Genomic DNA, 20,537 nt, shown 5'->3' with positions numbered 1-20,537 from the left:
GCTCCGGTCGGGGTTGTCCCTCTACCTGTTCGGCACCCCCGGGCAGGACCGCTTGTGGTTCCTGTGGGACGAGCTCGCGCAGGGGGCCCTCGGTGCCGTCGTCCTCGCCGGCACCCGCCGCCTGGAGGACTGTTTCCCCGCGGTGGACTACTTCGAGCGCCGGCGCATCCCGTGCGTGGGTCGCCGTCAACTGCTTCGCCGGCGCCCGCACGTACGGCGCCCACGACGTCTCCCGCGCCCTCGATTCAGTCGGCCACGCCCTTCTCCGCCAGGACCTTGCCGATGGTGACCCGGACCAGGAGCTCGCCGGGTACGCCGTTGCGCGCCCCGAACTCCTCGGCGCGGTCCTCGCCCATGTACCGCGCCCCGACCCGGGCGGCCCAGTGCCGCAGTTCGTCCAGGTCCTCCGAAAGCCGGGCGCGGCCCCGCAGGACCACGTAGTCGTAGGGCGGACGGTCGTCGTCCACACAGAGCGCCACCCGGCCGTCGCGGGCCAGGTTGCGTCCCTTCACGCTGTCCTTGCCGGTCGTGAACACCACCTCGTCCCCGTCCAGCAGGAACCAGACGGGGGCCACGTGCGGACTGCCGTCCCGCCGGACGGTCGACAGCTTTCCGGTGCGGGTGCCGTACGAGACGAACTCCCGCCATTCCGCGTCGGTCATCTTCTCTGCCATGCCGCCCATCCTCCTTGCCCGCACGCCGGTCCTGGGGAAGGCTGACGGAGAGATCTCCTCCGGACCGGGGGAGACGTCACACGGGGAGACCGGAACATGGCGCACAACCAGGGACTTGGCTGGCTGCTGGACGACCTGACCGAGCGTGTCGAACATGTGCGGCACGCACTCGTCCTGTCCAACGACGGGCTGGTGACGGGAGCCAGCACGGGACTGCGACGCGAGGACGCCGAGCATCTGGCCGCCGTCGCCTCCGGGTTGCACAGCCTGGCCAAGGGCTCGGGGCGGCACTTCGGCGCGGGCAGTGTCCGGCAGACGATGGTCGAGTTCGACGACGCGGTGCTGTTCGTGACCGCGGCGGGCAGCGGCAGCTGTCTGTGCGTGCTCAGCGGCGCCGAGGCCGACATCGGCCAGATCGGCTACGAGATGACCCTGCTGGTCAACCGGGTGGGCGAACACCTCGGCGTGGACGCCCGCCGCCCGGAGCACACCTCTTCCGCCGACCTCTGACCTGTACGTTCGTCATCCCCCGTGGAGTTATCCACAGGCTCAGCGCGCTGTCGGCGGGACCGGTTACGTTGGTGTCACCGCGAACGCACGGAGCGTGAGCGCACGACTCCACGGGGGGAGACCGACATGTCAGGCAGCACCATCACGTCACCGGACCACCACCTCACCATGACGCCGGGCCGGGCCGCCCGCGAACTCGGTTTGAAGCGCACGGAGTTCGATCTCGCGGTGAACCTCGGCCGCATCCGCACCGTGCCCCACGAGGGAGGCGGAGGACGCAGGATGGTCCCTCGCGCGGAAGTCGACCGGATCCGCTCGGCGGAGGGCTTCCCGGAAGCGCTCCTCGACAGCCTGCGCACGGTCGGGACCCGGGACGCGGCGGCCCTCGTGGGCGTGACGGACACCCGGTTCACCCGCCTCGCCCGCCTGGGGCTCGTCACGCCGGTCCGCTTTTTCGTCAACCGCTACCGAGCCGTCGTCTGGCTCTACCTCGCCGACGAGCTGCAGCAGTTCGCCGCGGACGAGAAGCACGCGCCGCTGATGAAGGGCCGTATGCCCGCAGGACTGCGCGAGCAGCTGGACGCCGGGCTCGATCTGCGCCCCCGCAACTGGAGGGTCCGTCACCTGGGGTTCCTGCTGCGGCGGGCCAAGGATCCCTGGGAGCGGGCCGGTGCGGTTGCCGCGCTCCTCGACCCCGTCCGGATCGCGGAACTGGTCAAGGACCCCTATGAGCGCGCCCACGTGAACCGCTTCCGGCCCGGTCCCCCCGCCCAGAGCGCCCCGGGGTCGTCGGCAGCCCGGCTCGCCGCGACGATCGCGACGGCGGACGATGCGGACGAGGTCGCCTGGCTGCGGGCCGAGCTGACCCGGTCCCTGGAGGAGGCCCGCGCCCACCGTCCGGCACCACGCCCGGCGCTACGACGGTCACCGTCCGCCTCAGACGCTGCGCCCCCGTCGGCCCCGGGCCCCGCGTTGCGGCTCGTCACGCCTGCGCCCGAGCCCGCGTCTCCTTCCACCCTCTCCGCACCAGGCGCGGCCGTCCCGCACGCCTGGCTGCCTTCACACCCCGCACCTGGGCAGCCAGGGCGCGCCGACCGGCCGGCACCGCACTGGGCCCGCCCGCACCCGACCGACACCGAGGAGGCGCCACCGGGACGGGCACCGCAGCGTCGTCCACTCGGCGCGGAACGGCAGCCCCACCCCAGCCGGCAGTCCGATCCGGGCCGACAGCCCAGTCGGCAGTCCGACCCGGGCCGGCGGTGCGGGCCGGGGCGGCAGCGGGAGACGACGCGGCAGCTCCGGTCGGAGCGACGCTCACGAGGCCTGCTGGGGTGGCTGCGCGGCAGAAGCTCGTGAGCTACAGCGCGCGGAAGAGCCCTTCCTGGACGACGGACACCAGCAGGCGCCCCTCCACGTCGTAGATCCGTCCACGCGCCAGACCCCGGCCGCCCGTCGCGATCGGCGACTCCTGGTCGTACAGGAACCACTCGTCCGCGCGGAACGGCCGGTGGAACCACATCGCGTGGTCCAGCGACGCCATGTCGAAGCCGCGCGGGCCCCACAAGGGCTCCACCGGAATGCGCACGGCGTCCAGGAGGGTCATGTCGCTGGCGTACGTCAGGGCACAGGTGTGAACCAGCGGGTCGTCGCCGAGCGGCCCGACCGCCCGCATCCACACCGCGCTGCGCGGCTCCGCGCCCTCGATCTCCTCGGGCTTCCAGCGCAGCCGGTCCACATAGCGGATGTCGAAGGGCTGACGGCGCGCCATCCGCTCCAACTGCTCGGGCAGCGCGCCCAGATGCTCGCGGATCTCGTCGGTGACCGTCGGCAGCGACTCGGGGTCCGGGACCTTCCGGGCCGGCGGCAGCTGGTGCTCGAAGCTCCCCTGCTCAGGCTGGTGAAAGGAGGCGGTGAGATTGAAGATCGTGCGGCCCTGCTGCACGGCCGTGACCCGGCGGGTCGTGAAGGACCGCCCGTCGCGGACCCGTTCCACCTGGTACACGATCGGCACACCGGGCCGACCCGGGCGCAGGAAGTACGCGTGCAGCGAGTGCACCGGGCGGTCGCCCTCCGTGGTGCGCCCGGCGGCGACCAGGGCCTGGCCGGCCACCTGGCCGCCGAAGACCCGCTGCAGGGACTCGTCGGGGCTGCGGCCACGGAAGATGTTGACCTCGATCTGCTCCAGGTCGAGCAGGTCGACCAGTCTCTCGGCCGGGTTCGTCATGGGTGTCTTTCTCCTGTGCTCACAGCTGGCCGACGTCGGTCACACGGATCACGGCGCGGCCTTCCGCGTCGGAGGCGGCGAGGTCGACCTCCGCGCTGATGCCCCAGTCGTGATCGCCGTTCGGGTCGTCGAAGATCTGCCGGACGCGCCACAGGCCGTTCTGCGGCTCCTCCTCGATGATCAGCAGCTTGGGGCCGCGCGCGTCCGGGCCGGTGCCCAGCTCCTCGTACTCGTCCCAGTACTTGTCCATCGCCTCGCCCCAGGCCTCGGCGTCCCAGCCGGACTCCGCGTCCAGCTCGCCCAGCTCCTCGACCTGGTCGAGGGCGGCCAGCTCGACCCGGCGGAACATCGCGTTGCGCACCAGGACGCGGAAGGCTCGCGCGTTGGTGGTGACCGGCTTGACCTGGTCGGCCTTCTCCTGGGCCTCCTCGGCGGTCATCTCCTCGGGGTTGGCCAGCTGCTCCCACTCGTCGAGGAGGCTGGAGTCGACCTGGCGGACCATCTCGCCGAGCCACTCGATCAGGTCCTGCAGATCCTCGGACTTCAGATCGTCGGGCACGGTGTGGTCGAGCGCCTTGTACGCGCTGGCCAGGTAGCGCAGCACGATGCCCTCGGTGCGGGCCAGTTCGTAGTAGGACACCAGCTCCGTGAAGGACATCGCCCGCTCGTACATGTCGCGGACGACCGACTTCGGCGACAGCGGATGGTCACCGACCCAGGGGTGGCTCTTGCGGTACGTGTTGTACGCGTGGGAGAGCAGTTCCTCCAGCGGCTTCGGGTAGGTGATGTCCTGGAGACGCTCCATGCGCTCCTCGTACTCGACCCCGTCCGCCTTCATCGCGGCCACGGCCTCACCGCGCGCCTTGTTCTGCTGCGCGGCGAGGATCTGCCGGGGGTCGTCCAGCGTGGACTCCACGACGGACACCATGTCCAGCGCGTACGACGGCGACTCCGGGTCCAGCAGCTCGAACGCGGCGAGCGCGAAGGTGGACAGCGGCTGGTTGAGCGCGAAGTCCTGCTGGAGGTCGACGGTGAGCCGGACGATCCGGCCCTCCGCGTCCGGCTTGTCCAGCTTCTCGATGATGCCGCCGTCCAGCAGCGAGCGGTAGATCGCGATGGCCCGCCGGATGTGCCGCAGCTGCTGCTTGCGCGGCTCGTGATTGTCCTCCAGCAGCCGGCGCATCGCCTCGAAGGCGTTGCCGGGGCGCGCGATCACCGACAGCAGCATGGTGTGGGTCACCCGGAAGCGCGACGTCAGCGGCTCCGGCTCCGAGGCGATCAGCTTCTCGAAAGTGTCCTCCGACCACGCCACAAAACCCTCGGGCGCCTTCTTGCGGACCACCTTGCGGCGCTTCTTCGGGTCGTCGCCCGCCTTGGCGAGCGCCTTCTCGTTCTCGATGACGTGCTCGGGAGCCTGGGCGACGACGAAACCGGCCGTGTCGAAACCGGCGCGTCCCGCGCGGCCCGCGATCTGGTGGAACTCGCGCGCCCGCAGAGTGCGCACGCGGCTGCCGTCGTACTTGGTCAGCGCCGTGAACAGCACGGTGCGGATGGGCACGTTGACGCCCACGCCGAGCGTGTCGGTACCGCAGATCACCTTCAGCAGGCCGGCCTGGGCCAGTTTCTCCACCAGACGCCGGTACTTGGGCAGCATGCCGGCGTGGTGCACACCGATGCCGTGCCGTACGTAACGGGAGAGGTTGCGGCCGAACTTGGTGGTGAAGCGGAAGTTGCCGATCAGCTCGGCGATCCGCTCCTTCTCCTCCTTCGAGCACATGTTGATGCTCATCAGCGCCTGCGCCCGCTCCACCGCCTGCGCCTGGGTGAAGTGCACGATGTAAACCGGCGCCTGCTGGGTCTGAAGCAGCTCGGTCAGCGTCTCGGTGAGCGGGGTGCGCCGGTACTCGTAGGAGAGCGGGACCGGTCGGGTCGCCGAGCGGACCACCGAGGTCGGGCGGCCGGTGCGCCGGGTCAGGTCCTTCTCGAACATGGAAACGTCGCCGAGCGTGGCCGACATCAGGATGAACTGCGCCTGCGGCAGCTCGAGGATCGGGATCTGCCAGGCCCAGCCGCGGTCCGGCTCGGCGTAGAAGTGGAACTCGTCCATGACGACCTGGCCGACGTCCGCGTCCTTGCCGTCGCGCAGCGCGATGGAGGCGAGCACCTCGGCGGTGCAGCAGATGACCGGGGCGTCCGCGTTGACCGAGGCGTCGCCGGTCAGCATGCCGACGTTCTCGGTGCCGAAGAGCTTGCACAGCTCGAAGAACTTCTCCGAGACCAGCGCCTTGATCGGAGCGGTGTAGAAGGTGACCTCGTCGCGGGCGAGCGCGGCGAAGTGCGCGCCGGCGGCGATCATGCTCTTGCCGGAGCCGGTCGGCGTCGAGACGATCACGTTCGCCCCGGAGACCACCTCGATCAGCGCCTCCTCCTGGTGGGGATAGAGGGTGAGGCCGCGCTCCTGAGTCCACGACTCGAAGGCTTCGTACAGGGCGTCGGGGTCGGCGGTCGGCGGCAGCTGATCGATGAGGGTCACGCCCCCATCTTGCCTGGCCTCCCGCCCGATGCGGCAATCGGATGCCCGTACGAAGATCGCGAACGCTACGCTGTGTCGCCGACGTGGCATCAGCACACGCGGTCAACTGGACAGCGGCGGACGAGGAACGGGGCGGACAGCGGCGATGATGGGACCAGCACACTCACTCTCCGGAGCCGCCGCCTGGCTCGGCGTCGGAGCGGCCGCCGCGGCGGCGGGGCACGCCATGCCGTGGCCGGTGCTGCTGGCGGGCGCCCTGATCTGCGCGGGTGCCGCGCTCGCCCCCGACCTCGACCACAAGGCCGCGACCATCTCGCGGGCCTTCGGCCCCCTCTCGCGGGGCCTGTGCGAGATCGTGGACAAGCTCTCGTACGCCGTCTACAAGGCCACCAGGAAGCAGGGCGACCCGCGGCGCTCCGGCGGGCACCGCACCTTGACGCACACCTGGCTGTGGGCGGTGCTGATCGGTGGCGGCACCTCGGTGCTGGCGATCACGGGGGAGCGCTGGGCGGTGCTCGCGATCCTCTTCGTGCACATGGTGCTGGCGATCGAGGGCCTGCTGTGGCGGGCGACGCGCGGCTCCAGCAGCGACGTCCTGGTGTGGCTGCTGGCCGCGACCAGCGCGTGGATCATCGCCGGGATCCTGGACAAACCGGGCAACGGGGCGGACTGGCTGTTCTCGGCGCCGGGGCAGGAGTACCTGTGGCTCGGACTGCCGGTGGTGCTGGGCGCGCTGGTGCACGACATCGGGGACGCGCTGACGGTGTCGGGCTGCCCGATCCTGTGGCCGATCCCGGTGGGACGCAAGCGCTGGTACCCGGTCGGCCCGCCGAGGGCCATGCGGTTCCGGGCGGGCGGCTGGGTGGAGCTGAAGGTGCTGATGCCGGCGTTCATGCTGCTCGGGGGAGTGGGCGGGGCGGCCGCGCTCAATGTGATCTGAGCGCCGCGCCACGGGCGGCCCGTTGCCGCCCGCAGGGCCGTTGCCGTTCGGCGCACCGATGCCGGCCGGCGGGATCAGCCCTGCGGGCGAGTGCCCTCGCCGTAGCGCCGCTCGAAGCGGGCTATGCGGCCCTCGGTGTCCACCGTGCGGGCCTTGCCGGTGTAGAAGGGGTGGCTCTCGGAGGAGATCTCCACGTCCACCACCGGGTAGGTCTCGCCGTCGTCCCATTCGATGGTCTGGTCGCTGGTCGCGGTGGACCGGGTCAGGAAGGCGTAGCCGGCGGCCCGGTCACGGAAGACGACGGGGTGGTAGTCGGGGTGCTTGTCCTGCTGCATGGCTGCTCCAGGTGGGGCGGGGACAGGGGGCGGGGTTCGCGGCCGGCGCGCTCAGCCGGGAAGGGACTCCTCGTCGACGATGTGCACGGCGGCCTCCTCCGCGGAGGCGGCGGCGCCGTCGATGCCGACGTCCGTGGCGACCAGCGCGGCCTCCTCGTCCTCGTGCGCGCCTTCGTCGGGGGCGACGAGACGGCCCGAACGGGCGGCGCCGACCTCGTTGTCCAGCAGCTCGCCGTCCGTGTCCGCCGTGTCGCCGATACCGTCACCGTCCGGCTCGGCGAGGTCGGGCTGCTCTTCGGCCAGCCGCTGGTCCAGCGTCTCCCCGGCCCGGCGCTCGGCCGCCGTCACACCGATGTGCTCCACCGCCCACGGTCGCTCCGGAGGGGACCAGCCCCGGTCGAGGGGATTGTCGACACCGTCGTACTCCAGGGTGTCTTCGGCGTCGAGCAAGCCCGTGTCCTCGCGTTGGTCGGACGCGTCGGGCTGGTAGACGTCGTCTCCCCATCCGTCGGCGCTGTTCACGGGTACCTCCAGGGGGTGGGGACGGGACCGTTCTCACCGCGGCGGGCGGCGGACCGCGACCGTCCGCGCCGTGGACACGGACTCCACCCGCCACGGACCGCGGGTGCGCCCCCGAAACGGCGCCGCCGCTATCCAGCCTTCCACCCCTGTTCGGAACCGCGCAACGGCAAGGGCCCGAGGGCGGGGCGCCCCACCTCGCACGCGAGGGCGCCTTGGGCGGGCTGGGCGGGCGACGCCCCCGGCAGGACCTCCGCCGCGGCACCGACCGCCGGGAGCGCCGCCTGCTCGCCTCGGCCGGACGGCGCCGCGCCCTCGCCGTCAGCCCCGGACGGCCCCGCCCGCTCGCCTCGGCCGGACGGCGCCGCGCGCTCGCTTTCGGCAGCCGACAGCCGTTCCCGCTCGCCTTCGGCAGCCGACAGCCGGTCCCGCTCGCCCTCGGCCGCCGGCGCAATCGCCCGCTCCTGCCGCCCGGCTCACCCGTGCCAGGACCTCCACAACGCCGCGTACGCCCCGTCCGCGGCGACCAGTTCCGCGTGGCTGCCCAGTTCGCTGATGCGGCCGTTCTCGACGACGGCGATGACGTCGGCGTCGTGGGCGGTGTGCAGGCGGTGCGCGATGGCGACGACCGTACGGCCGTCGAGGACGCGCGCGAGGGAGCGTTCCAGGTGGCGGGCGGCGCGCGGGTCGAGCAGGGACGTGGCCTCGTCCAGCACGAGCGTGTGCGGGTCGGCGAGGACCAGCCGGGCCAGGGCGATCTGCTGGGCCTGCGCCGGGGTCAGCGCGAGCCCGCCAGAGCCGACCTCGGTGTCCAGGCCGTCGTCCAGGGCCCGCGCCCACCCGTCCGCGTCGACCGCGCCGAGCGCCGCCCACAGCTCGGCGTCCGTCGCGTCGGTCCGGGCGAGCAGCAGGTTGTCGCGCAGGGAGCCCACGAAGACGTGGTGCTCCTGGTTGACGAGAGCCACGTGGGAGCGGACGCGCTCGGCCGGCATCCGGGACAGTTCCGCACCGCCGAGGGTGATCCGGCCGTCCCGGGGCGCGTAGATCCCGGCGAGCAGCCGGCCCAGCGTGGACTTGCCCGCGCCGGAGGGGCCGACGAGCGCCAGCCGGGTGCCCGGCGCCACCTTCAGGGACACCTCGCGCAGCACGTCCACGCCCTGGAGGTAGCCGAAGCGCACCCGGTCGGCGTGCACGTCACGGCCGTCCGGCAGGACCGAGGCGTCCCCGGCGTCCGGCTCGATGTCCCGCACCCCGACGAGCCGCGCCAGCGACACCTGGGCGATCTGGAGCTCGTCGTACCAGCGCAGGATCAGCCCCACCGGGTCGACCAGCATCTGGGCGATCAGCGCGCCCGTGGTGAGCTGCCCGACGTCGAGCCATCCCTGGAGCACGAACACCCCGCCGATCATGAGCACCGATCCGAGGACCGTCACATGGGTGAGGTTGATGACCGGGAAGAGCACCGACCGCAGCCAGAGGGTGTACCGCTCCCAGGCGGTCCATTCCCGGATCCGCCGCTCCGACAGTTCCACCCGCCGGCGGCGCAGCCGGTGGGCCTCGATGGTGTGCCCGGCGTCCACCGTCTCGGCGAGCGCGGCGGCCACGGCGGCGTATCCGGCGGACTCGGACCGGTAGGCGGAGGGCGCCCGGCGGAAGTACCAGCGGCAGCCGGCCACCAGCAACGGCAGGGCGAGCAGCACCGCGGCGGCCAGCGGTGGCGCCGTCACCACGAGGCCGCCCAGCAGCAGCCCCACCCACACGACGCCGATCGCCAGCTGGGGCACGGCCTCACGCATCGCGTTGGCCAGCCGGTCGATGTCGGTGGTGATCCGGGAGAGCAGATCGCCGGTGCCGGCGCGCTCCAGCACGCCCGGCGGCAGCCCGACCGAGCGGACGAGGAAGTCCTCGCGCAGATCGGCCAGCATCCGCTCGCCGAGCATCGCCCCGCGCAGCCGCACCTGGTGGACGAACCCCGCCTGGACGACCAGCACCACGACGAACAGCGTCGCCGTGAGGCCCAGACGCAGCTCCCGCTCGCCGTCCGACACCCGCTCGACGAGCCCGCCCAGCAGGTAGGGGCCCGCCATGGAGGCGACCACCGCGACGGTGTTCACGCCGATGAGGAGCAGGAAGGCACGGCGGTGCCGGCGGAACAGCTCGGCCACGTAGGCGCGTACGGTCGCCGGGGCGCCGACGGGCAGGGTGCTCGCCGTGGTCGGGGCCGCCGGGTCGTACTCCGGTGGCGCCACGCCGATCATGCGGTCTCCTCGATCTCTTCCAGCTCTTCCAGTTCGTTCAGTTCGCCGAGTCCACCCAGCCCACCGAGTTCGTGGAGCCCGCCGGCGGACTCGGTGGCCGGGGCACCGGCGGACCCAGCCGCCTCGTCCTCGGTCTCGCGGGTCACCACCGCGCGGTACCGCGGCTCGTCGCGCACCAGCTCCCGGTGCGGCCCGACGGCCGCGACCGCGCCCTCGTGGATCAGCACCACCCGGTCCGCGCGGTCCAGCAGCAGCGGGGAGGAGGTGAAGACGACCGTGGTGCGGCCGTCTCGCAGCATGCGCAGCCCTTCCGCGATACGGGCCTCGGTGTGGGAGTCGACGGCGGAGGTCGGCTCGTCCAGCACCAGCACCTGCGGGTCCGTCAGCAGCGACCGGGCCAGGGCGAGCCGCTGCCGCTGGCCGCCCGACAGGGACCGGCCGCGTTCGGTGATCCGGGCGTCCAGCGGGTCCTCGACGCCGAGCGAGCTCTGGGCGAGCGCCGCCAGGACGTCCTCGCACTGCGCCGCGGCCAGCGCGTCCTCGGTGCGTACGGCGCCCGAGGACGGCACGTCCAGCAGTTCCCGCAGTGTGCCGGAGAGCAGGACGGGGTCCTTGTCCTGGACGAGGACGGCCGTACGCGCGGTGTCGAGCGGCAGTTCGTCCAGCGGCACCCCGCCGAGCAGCACCGGTGTGCCCTCCTCGGAGGCGTGTCCGCCGAGGCGTTCCGCCAGCCGCCCCGCCGCGTCCGGGTCGCCGCACACCACGGCGGTCAGCCGGCCCGCGGGCGCGAGCAGGCCGGTGGCCGGGTCGTACAGATCGCCGGAGGGCAGGTCGGCGGCGCGCGTCCCGTCGGTGTCCGTGGCCCGCTCCAGCGACAGCACCCGCGCGGCCCGGCGGGCCGAGGGGCGCGAGAAGGAGTACGCCATGGCGATCTCCTCGAAGTGGCGGAGCGGGTAGGTCATGATCATGACGGAGCTGTAGACGGTGACCAGCTCGCCGATGGTGATCCGGCCCTGGCCGGCCAGGTGGACGCCGTACCAGACCACCGAGATCAGCAGCAGTCCGGGCAGCAGGACCTGGATCGCCGAGATCAGCGACCACATCCGGGCACTGCGCACGGCCGCGTGGCGGACCTCCTGGGAGGCACGGCGGTAGCGGTCGAGGAACAGCTCCTCGCCGCCGATGCCGCGCAGCACCCGCAGACCGGCCACCGTGTCGGAGGCCAGCTCGGTGGCCCGGCCCGCCTTCTCGCGCTGGATGTCGGCACGCCGCGTCGCGCGGGGCAGCAGCGGCAGCACCGCGAACGCGAGCACCGGCAGGCCGACGGCGACGACCACCCCGAGTGCGGGCTGGTAGACGACCAGGCCGACGGCGACCAGGACGACGGTGAGAGCGGCGGCGGTAAACCGGGAGACGGCCTCGACGAACCAGCCGATCTTCTCCACGTCGCCGGTGGACACGGCCACCACCTCACCGGCCGCGACCCGCCGGGTCAGTGCCGAGCCCAACTGCGCGGCCTTGCGGGCCAGCAGCTGCTGGACGCGGGCGGCCGCGGTGATCCAGTTGGTGACGGCGGCGCGGTGCAGGAAGGTGTCGCCGACCGCGACGCCGATCCCGCAGAGAGCCAGCAGCCCGCCCGCCAGGGCGAGCCGGGAGCCGGAGCGTTCGACGACGGCCTGCACGGCGAACCCGACGCAGAACGGCAGCGAGGCCACGGACGCGAAGTGCAGCAGGCCCCAGGCCAGCGACTTCAGCTGACCGCCCAGCTGGTTGCGGAAGAGCCACCACAGGAAGCGGGGGCCCGAGCGCGCGTCCGGCACACCCGGGTCGGGATACGGAAGGTCTTGGATCTGCATGACGTCCCAGGGGCTCGGTCAGGGATGAACGGCGGCAGCAAGCCGTGACAGGTTCGCCGCGGGACATGGTCAAGAGCAAACGGTTTTCCACGGGACCGCACAGAACGCGCGAATCCGGCCGGATGAACGCCGGCGCACGACCCTGGGTGCCTCGTCGTGCGCCTCGACGGCACGGTGAAGGGCCGTCAGTACGACCGTCCCGGCTGCCTCCGCTTCGGCGGCGTCAAGATCCTCCGCACCTCAACGGCCGGCCTTCCGGTGAGGGGCCAGCCTTCAGCGGGCGTCGATCCGTCGGTGCACGGTCGGGGCCTCGATGAGCGCGAGGACGCGGTCGGGGTGAGGGCACGGTCGGGAGCGTCCGGTGGGGCGGGCGCGTCAGCGGCCTTCCCGCTCCCCGCTCCCCGTTCTCCCCCCCCCGTTAGCCGCCCCCGCTCCCTGCTCTCCGCTCCCCGTTCTCCGCTCCTCGCATCCGCTCCGCGAAATTTCAGCAACCGCGCTCGCCGGCCCCGTCCACCAGCGTGTCCAGCAACCCCTCCAGCACCGACCGCTGATCGCCCGTCAGCGGCGCCAGAATCTCCTGCGCCGCCGAGTGCCGCGCCCCGTGCAGCTCGCGCAGTGCCTCGCGGCCGTCGTCCGTGAGCTCTATGCGGATCACCCGGCGGTTCGCCGGATCCGGCACCCGGCGCACCTTCCCGCTCGCCTCCAGCCCGTCGACCAGCGTGGTCACGGCGCGCGGCACGACCTCCAGGCGCTCGGCGAGGTCGGCCATGCGGGGCGGCGAGCCGTAGTGCGCGAGGGTGCGCAGCAGGCGCGACTGGGCAGGAGTGATGCCCAGGCCGCGCTGCTCCAGATGGCGCTTCTGGATGCGGTGCACCCGGCGGGTGAGCCGCAGCAGCTGCTCGGCGAGCAGGCCCTCGGAATCTGGGGTGGTCATACGGGAACAATATCAGGACACCGTTCATTCTGAGTATAGGTAACAATGAGCTACGATCCTCAATCGCTCGCCCCGGCGGGCCGCACCGCCCATCACCCACCACCCGCCGCCCACCTCCCGTAGGAGCCATGCATCCCGACAACGAACCCCACTGGAGCCCGCCCGCCGACGCCAAGGAACAGCCCCGGCAGGTGCGCCGCATCCTCGCGCTGTTCCGCCCCTACCGCGGCCGGCTGACCGTCGTCGGCCTGCTCGTCGCGGCCTCCTCCGTGGTCTCGGTGGCCACGCCCTTCCTGCTGAAGGCGATCCTCGACGTCGCGATCCCCGAGCGGCGCACCGGCCTGCTCACCCTGCTCGCCCTCGGCATGATCCTCAGCGCCGTCCTCACCAGCGTCTTCGGTGTGCTCCAGACGCTGATCTCCACGACCGTCGGCCAGCGCGTCATGCACGATCTGCGCACCGCGGTCTACGGCCGCCTGCAGCGCATGTCGCTGGCGTTCTTCACGCGCACCCGCACCGGCGAGGTCCAGTCGCGCATCGCCAACGACATCGGCGGGATGCAGGCCACCGTCACCTCCACCGCGACCTCGCTGGTCTCCAACCTCACGGGCGTCACGGCGACGATCGTCGCCATGCTCGCCCTGGACTGGCGGCTGACGGTCGTCTCACTGCTCCTGCTGCCGGTCTTCGTCTGGATCAGCCGCCGGGTAGGCAACGAACGCCGCAGGATCACCACCCAGCGCCAGAAACAGATGGCGACCATGGCCGCCACGGTCACCGAGTCCCTCTCGGTCAGCGGCATCCTGCTCGGCCGCACCATGGGCCGCGCCGAGTCACTGACGAAGACGTTCGCCGACGAGTCCGAGCGCCTGGTCGAGCTGGAGGTGCGCTCCAACATGGCGGGCCGCTGGCGGATGGCGGTCATCACCATCGTCATGGCCGCGCTGCCCGCCGTCATCTACTGGACGGCCGGCCTCGCCCTCGCCCTCGGCGGCCCGGACGTCTCGCTCGGCACGATCGTCGCCTTCGTCTCGCTCCAGCAGGGCCTGTTCCGCCCGACGGTAAGTTTGCTCGGCACCGGCGTCCAGATCCAGACCTCGCTCGCGCTCTTCCAGCGCATCTTCGAATACCTCGACCTCCCGATAGACATCACCGAGCGGGACCGCCCGATCCGCCTCGACAAGGTCAAGGGCGAGGTCCGCTTCGAGAACGTCGAGTTCCGCTACGACGACGAGGGTGCGCCCGTGCTCGACGGCATCGACCTCATCGTCCCGGCGGGCGGCAGCCTCGCCATCGTCGGGCCGACCGGCGCCGGCAAGTCCACCCTGGGCTATCTCGTGCCGCGGCTGTACGACGTCACGGGCGGCCGGGTCACCCTGGACGGCGTCGACGTGCGCGACCTGGACTTCGACACCCTCGCCCGCGCGGTCGGCGTCGTCTCCCAGGAGACGTACCTCTTCCACGCGACCGTCGCCGAGAACCTGCGCTTCGCCAAGCCCGACGCCACCGACGAGGAACTGCACGCGGCGGCCCGCGCCGCCCAGATCCACGATCACATCGCCGCCCTGCCCGACGGGTACGACACCGTGGTCGGCGAGCGCGGCCACCGCTTCTCCGGCGGCGAGAAGCAGCGCCTGGCCATCGCCCGGACCATCCTGCGCGACCCGCCGGTGCTGATCCTCGACGAGGCGACCAGCGCCCTGGACACCGGCACCGAGCACGCGGTGCAGCAGGCGATCGACGCGCTCTCGGCGGGCCGCACCACCCTCACCATCGCCCACCGGCTGTCGACCGTCCGGGGCGCCGACCAGATCGTGGTCCTCGACTCCGGCCGCGCGGTCGAACGGGGTACGCACGAGGAACTGCTGGCGCTTCGGGGCCGCTACGCCGCACTGGTCCGCCGGGACGCGCAACTGGAACCGTCCCGGGCGCGATGACGGGCGATGAGAGCCGACAAGCTGAGAATATGCCGGGTTTGTGACGGTATGCGGGTTACCGTGCCCGCATGCAGACGAACACTCCGTCACGGAGCACGATCCGACTGACGCGCCGAGGCCGCATGGCCCTCATCGCGACCGGAGCCGTCGTGGCCGGCACCGCCGTGGCGGTGCCGCTGCTGACCCTCCAGGACGAGGAGGAGAAGAAGCCCGCCGCTCTGGTCATCCCCGAGGGCTGGCGCGCCGCCCAGGTCTACGAGGCCGTCGACAAGGCCCTCGAACTGCCCGCGGGCACCACCAAGAAGTCGCTGGCCAAGGCCAGCCTCAAGCTGCCGCTCGACGCCGAGGGCAACCCGGAGGGCTACCTCTTCCCGGCGACGTACCCCCTGGCCGAGGGCACCACCCCCGAGGCGCTGCTGACGGCGATGGTCGACACCGCGAACAAGAAGTTCAACGGCGCACCGTTCGCCGCCGGCGCCCAGCGCAACGCCATGAACGTCTACCAGGCCGTCACCATCGCCAGCATCGTCCAGGCCGAGGCCGCCACCAAGGAGGACATGGGCAAGGTGGCCCGGGTGATCTTCAACCGGCTGGAGCGCGGTATGCCGCTGCAGATGGACTCCACCATCAACTACGCGCTGAACCGGGCCACCCTCAAGACCACCCTGGACGACACCCGCATCGACAGCCCCTACAACTCCTACCAGCGGATGGGCCTGCCGCCCACGCCGATCGACAACCCGGGCGAGGAGGCGGTGCGTGCCGCGATCAGCCCGACGCCGGGCGACTGGCTGTACTTCGTCACGGTCAAGCCGGGCGACACCCGCTTCACCGCCGACTACGCCGAGCACCAGCGCAACGTCGCCGAGTTCAACGCCCAGCAGAAGAGCCAGAGCCAGAGCCCGGTGCGCTGACGCGACGGGACATCACGCCGCGGCGACCGGCTCCCCGGCCAGCAGCCGCCTGATGTCCCGCACGGCCGCACGCCCCGCCCGGTTGGCGCCGATGGTGCTCGCCGACGGCCCGTACCCCACCAGATGGATCCGAGGATCGGCGACCGCGCGCGTGCCCTCCAGCCGGATGCCACCGCCCGGCTCACGCAGCCGCAGCGGCGCGAGATGGTCGATCGCGGGCCGGAACCCGGTCGCCCACAGGATGACGTCCGCCTCCACCTGCCGCCCGTCCGCCCAGGCCACCCCGTCGGGGGTGATCCGCTCGAACATCGGCTGCCGGTCCAGGACCCCGTCCGCCAGCCCCTGCCGGATCGCGTCGGTCAGCGGCAGCCCGGTGACCGACACCACGCTCCGCGGCGGCAGCCCTCGCCGCACCCGCTCCTCCACCAGCGCGACCGCCGCGCGGCCCGCGTTCTCGTCGAACGGCCCCTCCCGGTAGACCGGCGGCCGGCGCGTCACCCACGTGGTGGACGCCGCGTACGGCGCGATCTCCAGCAGATGCTGCGTCCCCGACGCACCGCCGCCCACCACGATCACCCGCAGCCCCGCGAACTCCTCCGGCCCCGGATACTGCGCGGTGTGCAACTGCCGCCCGCGGAACGTCTCCTGGCCCGGGTAGCGCGGCCAGAAGGGGCGGTCCCAGGTACCGGTCGCGTTGATCAGGGCCCGGGCCGCCCAGGTCCCCGCCGAGGACTCCACCAGCAGCCGCCCGCCAGGCCCCTCCCGCACGGCGCGCACGTCCACGGGCCGCCGCACCCGCAGATCGAACGTCCGCTCGTACGTCGCGAAGTACTCGGCGATCACCTCGGCCGACGGCCGCCCGCCGTCCGCCCCCGTCAGCTCCATGCCCGGCAGCGCGTGCATCCCGTGCACCTTGCCGTACGTCAGTGAGGGCCACCGGAACTGCCACGCCCCGCCCGGACCGGGGGAGTGGTCCAGCACCACGAAGTCGCGGTCCGGCACCAACCCGGACCGGCGCAGATGGAAGGCGCCGGCCAGACCGGCCTGACCGGCGCCTATGACGACTACCTCGACCTCGCGCGTGCTGTCCACGCCGCTGTCAACAGCACCGAGGACACGGATCTTCCCGCAGCTGCGCCCGCTGGTCTCCCGCGCCTCTTCCCGCCGGTCTCTCCGCAGGCTCTCCCGCGCCGCTGCCCGGCGCGAACGCCCGGTGCGCCCGGCCGCGGGCCCGATGGGACAGGATGGGGACCATGTCAGACGCGTTCACCACCCGAGTGCTGCACATCACCTCCGGCTCCGAGGAGACCGTCGTCGACCTCACCCGCGACTGCGAGGCCTTCCTCGGCGAGGCGGCCGCCGGACGCGACGGTCTCCTCAACGTCTTCGTCCCGCACGCCACCGCCGGCATCGCCATCATCGAGACCGGCGCGGGCAGCGACGACGACCTGCTCACCGCCCTGCACACCCTCCTGCCCGCCGACGACCGCTGGCAGCACCGCCACGGCAGCCCCGGCCACGGCCGCGACCACGTCCTGCCCGCCATCGTGCCGCCGCACGCCACCCTGCCCGTGCTCAACGGGCGACTGGAGCTGGGTACCTGGCAGTCGGTGTGCCTGGTCGACACCAACCGGGACAACCCGAACCGCCAGGTGCGCCTCAGCTTCCTCGCCGGCTCATGAGTCCCCGGTCATGAGATCCCGGTCATGGGATCCGGCTCATGGGATCCGGCTCATGGGATTCGGCTCATGACATGCGGATCATGAGACCGGACTCGTGAAACCGGACGCATGACAGCCGTACGCCCGCGGCCCGGCGTCACACCTGTGGCCGCGGCAGCGCCTCCAGCGCCTCGGTCAGGCCCGCCGGGTCGGTGCCCAGCTTGCGGTAGACGGCGGAGAGAAGCTGGCGCACCCCCTGCTCGGTGAGGTGCAGCTCCTTGGCGACCACCGCGGTGGCGTGCCCCTGCGAGGTCAGCTCCGCGGCCCGGCGCTCGTGCGCGGTGAGGGTGTCCGTCTGCGCGTACCGCAGCGGCAGCGGACGCAGCCCGGCCGTCGACAACTCCTCCCTCGCCCGCGCGGCCAGCGCCTCCGCGCCGCAGTGCACGGCGACCTCCAGGCCCTGGTACAGCCGGTCGGCGGCGTCGTGCAGCCGGCCTTCACGGGACAACGCGGCGCCGTGCCCGACGAGCGCGCGGGCCAGCTCGTACGCCGACGGCGACTGCTCCAGGTGCTCCACGGCCTCCTCGTACTGCTTTAGCGCCGCACGCCCGCCGGTCACCTCCGCCTCGGCGCGCAGCGCCTGCCCGATCACCGACGCCGCACCGAAGTCCCGCGCGTGCGCCACGGCCTCCCGGGCGACCCGCACGGCCCGCTCCGGCGCGGTCCGCGCGAGCGCGGCGGACAGATCCAGCCGCCACGGACACCAGGAGGGGTTGCGCCAGTCACGACCGTCGAGCCAGTCTCCGACGCGGGTCAGAAGCTGGGCGGCCTCGGCGTGCCGGCCTTCGGCCAGCAGCAGTTCGGCGTACACGGTCCGTGGGTCCGGGTAGATCACGGCGTTCGGTACCACCTTGCCGTATTGGTGCTCGTCGGCGACCCGGCGGGCGGCGGCGATCCGGCCGCGGGCCAGCAGCGTCTGGATGAGGATGCCGATGGCGAACCACTGCGCGGGGACGGCACCTTCGACGCGTTCCGCGGTCTGGAGCCCCTGGCGGACCCAGTGTTCTGCCTCGGGCAGGTTCCCCCGGCGGTAGCGGATGTAGCCGAACAGAGTCTGGCCGACGGCCAGATGAGAGCCGCGCCAGCCTTTGGTCTCGCACTCGGCCATGCCGTCGATGAACAACTCCTCGGCCCGGCGCGGCTGGTCGCAGTACATGAACACGAGGGCGACGGAAACGGGGATCTCGAAACCCCGGTTCTCGTCGGCCCAGCTCATGCCGCCCTGCAGCGCGTCCTCGGCGTAGCGCAGCACGGACTGCCTGCGCTCGGCGCGCAGCAGGGCGTCCCACGCCCGCAGCCCCAGGATCCAGCGTTCCTCCGGACCCCGGCCGGTCAGCTTGCCGGCCAGCTTGTTCAGCCTGCGGGAGCGGTCTGCCGAGTCGGGCTCGTCGGTGCGGAACATGCTCCACACGAAGTGGTCGGCCAGCATCCGCAGCCGGACACGGGGGTGGTACTGGCTGCGTCGCGCCTCCTCGGAGGCGAGGGTGGCCGCCTCCTCCATCCGGTCGGTGTGGGCGAGGGCCTGGCTGAGCTTGAAGACGATGGCGGCGCGCAACTCCGGTTCGATCCCGGGTTCCGCCAGTGCCTCACGGAGGTGCTGGACGGTGGCCCTCGGGTCGATGAGGAAGGTGGCGCAGGCGAGTTCGTGCAGCAGCGGCGCCCGGTCCTCCGGAAGGGGCGGCTCCTGCAGGGCTCGGGTGAGCAGACGGCGGGCGGCCTCCGGGGCGCCGGACCGCAGGTACTCGCGGGCCGCCTCCCGCAGCCATTCGACCGCTTCGGGCTTGCCCTCGCAAGGCACCTCCAGCAGGTGGCGGGCGGCGGCGGTGATGCCGTACCCCGCCGTCCGGATGGCCACCGCGGCGGCGTTGTGCATGCCGCCCCGCAGGCCGTCGGGGACGTCCCGGTAGATCGCCGTGGCGATGATCGGGTGGACGAAATCCAGGCTGCCGTCAGGGTTCTCGCCCTCCGCCACGAAGCGCGCCGCGCGCAGCTTCTCGATCGAATGGGTGGCCTGGGTCTCCCCGACCACGGCGAGGTCGGCGGCCAGCCGCGGGGAGAACGGGGCGCCCAGGATGGCCGCCGCGTGTGCGAAACGGCGGGTTGATGTGCCGAGAGCCCGCAGGCGCTCGACGATGCCCGGTCCCTTGACGGCGGCGGCGAGGTTCCGCATGGCGGGCAGGTCGGCCTCGGTGCCCCGCAGGTTCCGCTCGCCGAGCCTGATGGCGAGTTCGACGGTCTCGAAGGGGTTGCCGCTGGTGACCGTCCAGCACTCCTCGCAGAACTGGTCCTCGGCGCTCTCGCCCACTTCCTCTCGCACGATCCGTGCCACGGCGGAGACGGTGAGCGGAGCCAGTGTGTAGGGGCGGCTCGTGTGCCGCTCCACCAGGGTGCGGAAAGGGGCGGCCTCGTCCGGCAGGTCGTCGGGTCGGTAGGCGAGGATGATCAGGAGCGGAAGGTCCGCGGCCCGTGGGGCGAACGAGGTCAGCCAGCTCAGCGACTCCAGATCGGCCCAGTGCAGATCGTCCAGGAGCAGCACGACGGGCTTCTTCAGCACGGTGAGCCGAGTCATCACCCAGTCGAGGCCGTCGCGCACCCCGGTCGGGTCCGGCACGGACGAGACGTTTGTCGCCTCCAGGCCGAGAGCGGTGGCGACGATGTCGTACCAACTCCCCAGGAAGGAGCGGAGTTCGGTGTTGTTCATCGTCGCCAGTGCGGGCTGGACGAACTGCCGGATGAGCCGGAACGCCACCTCCTGCTCCGTCTCGCTGCCTCCGCCCGACAGCACGGTGAAGCCCTGAGAGGCGGCGCGGATCCGCGCTTCGGACAGCAGCGCGGACTTCCCCATGCCGGCCGGCGCCGTGAAGGTGAGCAGGCCGGTGTGCCGGGCACGTGCTCCACGAGCGGCAGAGCGCAGGTCCGACAACGCGGCATCGAGCGCCTTGAGTTCTCGATGGCGCTCGAACAACGGCCTGGCTGGAGTGGTCGTTTGCCGTGACACAGACGCCATGTGCCCCACTGCTTCCTGTCGCTGGTCGTCGCGGGCAGCGCCGAGCGTACGCCGCTCGTTCCAGGTGGTAGGCCGTGTTGGGGCGGGAAGACGACAGGTTCGGGTGAATCCAGAGTCTGGGCGGTTTGATGTCCCATCAGTCTGGTAAGGAGATATGACTGGCCCTCTTTTCGGA

15 protein-coding genes and 2 pseudogenes are annotated in these 20,537 nt (G+C 72.1%); 7 read left to right on the top strand and 10 right to left on the bottom strand.

From position 1 onward, the window contains the following. Nucleotide 1 precedes the first annotated feature (1 nt). A pseudogene (locus tag G7Z13_RS03790) lies at nucleotides 2-245 on the top strand (ATP/GTP-binding protein); the annotation flags it as partial. Here the strand turns inward: G7Z13_RS03790 and G7Z13_RS03785 are convergent. Beyond that, the gene (locus tag G7Z13_RS03785; RefSeq protein WP_165996004.1) at nucleotides 246-674 is read right to left on the bottom strand and encodes a PPOX class F420-dependent oxidoreductase; all 429 of its coding nucleotides are present in this window, start codon (nucleotides 672-674) and stop codon (nucleotides 246-248) included. It abuts the pseudogene before it with no gap. 96 nt (nucleotides 675-770) lie between these two features. Between G7Z13_RS03785 and G7Z13_RS03780 the strand changes: the two genes are divergently transcribed. Together G7Z13_RS03780 and G7Z13_RS03775 are read left to right on the top strand one after the other, a co-directional pair. Further along, nucleotides 771-1,184 (top strand): roadblock/LC7 domain-containing protein, encoded by a 414-nt coding sequence (locus G7Z13_RS03780; protein WP_165996002.1) that lies wholly within the window; start codon nucleotides 771-773, stop codon nucleotides 1,182-1,184. 126 nt (nucleotides 1,185-1,310) lie between these two features. Then, a pseudogene (locus G7Z13_RS03775) lies at nucleotides 1,311-2,099 on the top strand (DUF6397 family protein); the annotation flags it as partial. Nucleotides 2,100-2,541: 442 nt separating this feature from the next. On the opposite strand, the gene G7Z13_RS03770 reads toward G7Z13_RS03775, so the two are convergent. Further along, nucleotides 2,542-3,408, bottom strand: a complete 867-nt coding sequence (locus G7Z13_RS03770) for an acyl-CoA thioesterase II (protein WP_165996000.1) — start codon at nucleotides 3,406-3,408, stop codon at nucleotides 2,542-2,544. Nucleotides 3,409-3,427: 19 nt separating this feature from the next. Next, nucleotides 3,428-5,941 carry a DEAD/DEAH box helicase gene (locus G7Z13_RS03765; protein ID WP_165995998.1) on the bottom strand — a complete coding sequence of 838 codons (2,514 nt, stop codon included), beginning with the start codon at nucleotides 5,939-5,941 and terminating at the stop codon, nucleotides 3,428-3,430. 145 nt (nucleotides 5,942-6,086) lie between these two features. On the opposite strand from G7Z13_RS03765, the gene G7Z13_RS03760 reads away from it, so the two are divergent. Continuing rightward, nucleotides 6,087-6,881, top strand: a complete 795-nt coding sequence (locus G7Z13_RS03760) for a metal-dependent hydrolase (RefSeq protein ID WP_165995997.1) — start codon at nucleotides 6,087-6,089, stop codon at nucleotides 6,879-6,881. 74 nt (nucleotides 6,882-6,955) lie between these two features. On the opposite strand, the gene G7Z13_RS03755 is transcribed toward G7Z13_RS03760, so the two are convergent. The 5 genes from G7Z13_RS03755 to G7Z13_RS03730 form a co-directional block, all read right to left on the bottom strand. After that, nucleotides 6,956-7,216, bottom strand: coding sequence for a type B 50S ribosomal protein L31 (locus G7Z13_RS03755; protein ID WP_165995996.1), 261 nt, complete (start codon nucleotides 7,214-7,216; stop codon nucleotides 6,956-6,958). A 51-nt stretch (nucleotides 7,217-7,267) separates the two neighbouring features. Then, nucleotides 7,268-7,738, bottom strand: a complete 471-nt coding sequence (locus G7Z13_RS03750) for a DUF5709 domain-containing protein (protein ID WP_165995993.1) — start codon at nucleotides 7,736-7,738, stop codon at nucleotides 7,268-7,270. Nucleotides 7,739-8,211: 473 nt separating this feature from the next. Further along, nucleotides 8,212-9,993 (bottom strand): ABC transporter ATP-binding protein, encoded by a 1,782-nt coding sequence (locus tag G7Z13_RS03745; RefSeq protein ID WP_165995990.1) that lies wholly within the window; start codon nucleotides 9,991-9,993, stop codon nucleotides 8,212-8,214. Then, a complete protein-coding gene (locus tag G7Z13_RS03740; protein WP_165995989.1) occupies nucleotides 9,990-11,849 on the bottom strand; it encodes an ABC transporter ATP-binding protein in 1,860 nt (619 codons plus the stop codon). Before G7Z13_RS03740 ends, G7Z13_RS03745 begins: the two co-directional genes overlap by 4 nt. A 484-nt stretch (nucleotides 11,850-12,333) precedes the next feature. Further along, nucleotides 12,334-12,783 (bottom strand): MarR family transcriptional regulator, encoded by a 450-nt coding sequence (locus G7Z13_RS03730; protein WP_165995987.1) that lies wholly within the window; start codon nucleotides 12,781-12,783, stop codon nucleotides 12,334-12,336. Between the two features lie 128 nt (nucleotides 12,784-12,911). Between G7Z13_RS03730 and G7Z13_RS03725 the strand changes: the two genes are divergently transcribed. Both G7Z13_RS03725 and mltG read left to right on the top strand, forming a co-directional pair. Continuing rightward, nucleotides 12,912-14,720 (top strand): ABC transporter ATP-binding protein, encoded by a 1,809-nt coding sequence (locus G7Z13_RS03725; RefSeq protein ID WP_165995986.1) that lies wholly within the window; start codon nucleotides 12,912-12,914, stop codon nucleotides 14,718-14,720. 68 nt (nucleotides 14,721-14,788) lie between these two features. Beyond that, a complete protein-coding gene (gene mltG / locus G7Z13_RS03720) occupies nucleotides 14,789-15,634 on the top strand; it encodes an endolytic transglycosylase MltG (RefSeq protein WP_165995984.1) in 846 nt (281 codons plus the stop codon). A gap of 12 nt (nucleotides 15,635-15,646) precedes the next feature. Here the strand turns inward: mltG and G7Z13_RS03715 are convergent, their stop codons facing one another. Continuing rightward, nucleotides 15,647-16,726: an NAD(P)-binding domain-containing protein gene (locus tag G7Z13_RS03715; protein ID WP_165995982.1), complete on the bottom strand. Its 1,080-nt coding sequence runs from the start codon at nucleotides 16,724-16,726 to the stop codon at nucleotides 15,647-15,649. Nucleotides 16,727-16,887: 161 nt separating this feature from the next. On the opposite strand from G7Z13_RS03715, the gene G7Z13_RS03710 reads away from it, so the two are divergent. Beyond that, on the top strand, nucleotides 16,888-17,316 hold the full coding sequence (locus G7Z13_RS03710) for a secondary thiamine-phosphate synthase enzyme YjbQ (protein WP_165995981.1): 429 nt from the start codon (nucleotides 16,888-16,890) through the stop codon (nucleotides 17,314-17,316). Between the two features lie 136 nt (nucleotides 17,317-17,452). Here G7Z13_RS03710 and G7Z13_RS03705 read toward each other — a convergent pair whose 3' ends face one another. Further along, nucleotides 17,453-20,362 carry an AAA family ATPase gene (locus tag G7Z13_RS03705; RefSeq protein ID WP_165995979.1) on the bottom strand — a complete coding sequence of 970 codons (2,910 nt, stop codon included), beginning with the start codon at nucleotides 20,360-20,362 and terminating at the stop codon, nucleotides 17,453-17,455. Nucleotides 20,363-20,537: the final 175 nt, after the last annotated feature.

It is taken from the genome of Streptomyces sp. JB150, from assembly GCF_011193355.1.
GTDB lineage: Bacteria > Actinomycetota > Actinomycetes > Streptomycetales > Streptomycetaceae > Streptomyces.
Note: the sequence above shows the minus strand (reverse complement) of the source record. Positions and strands in the feature narration are given on the sequence as shown.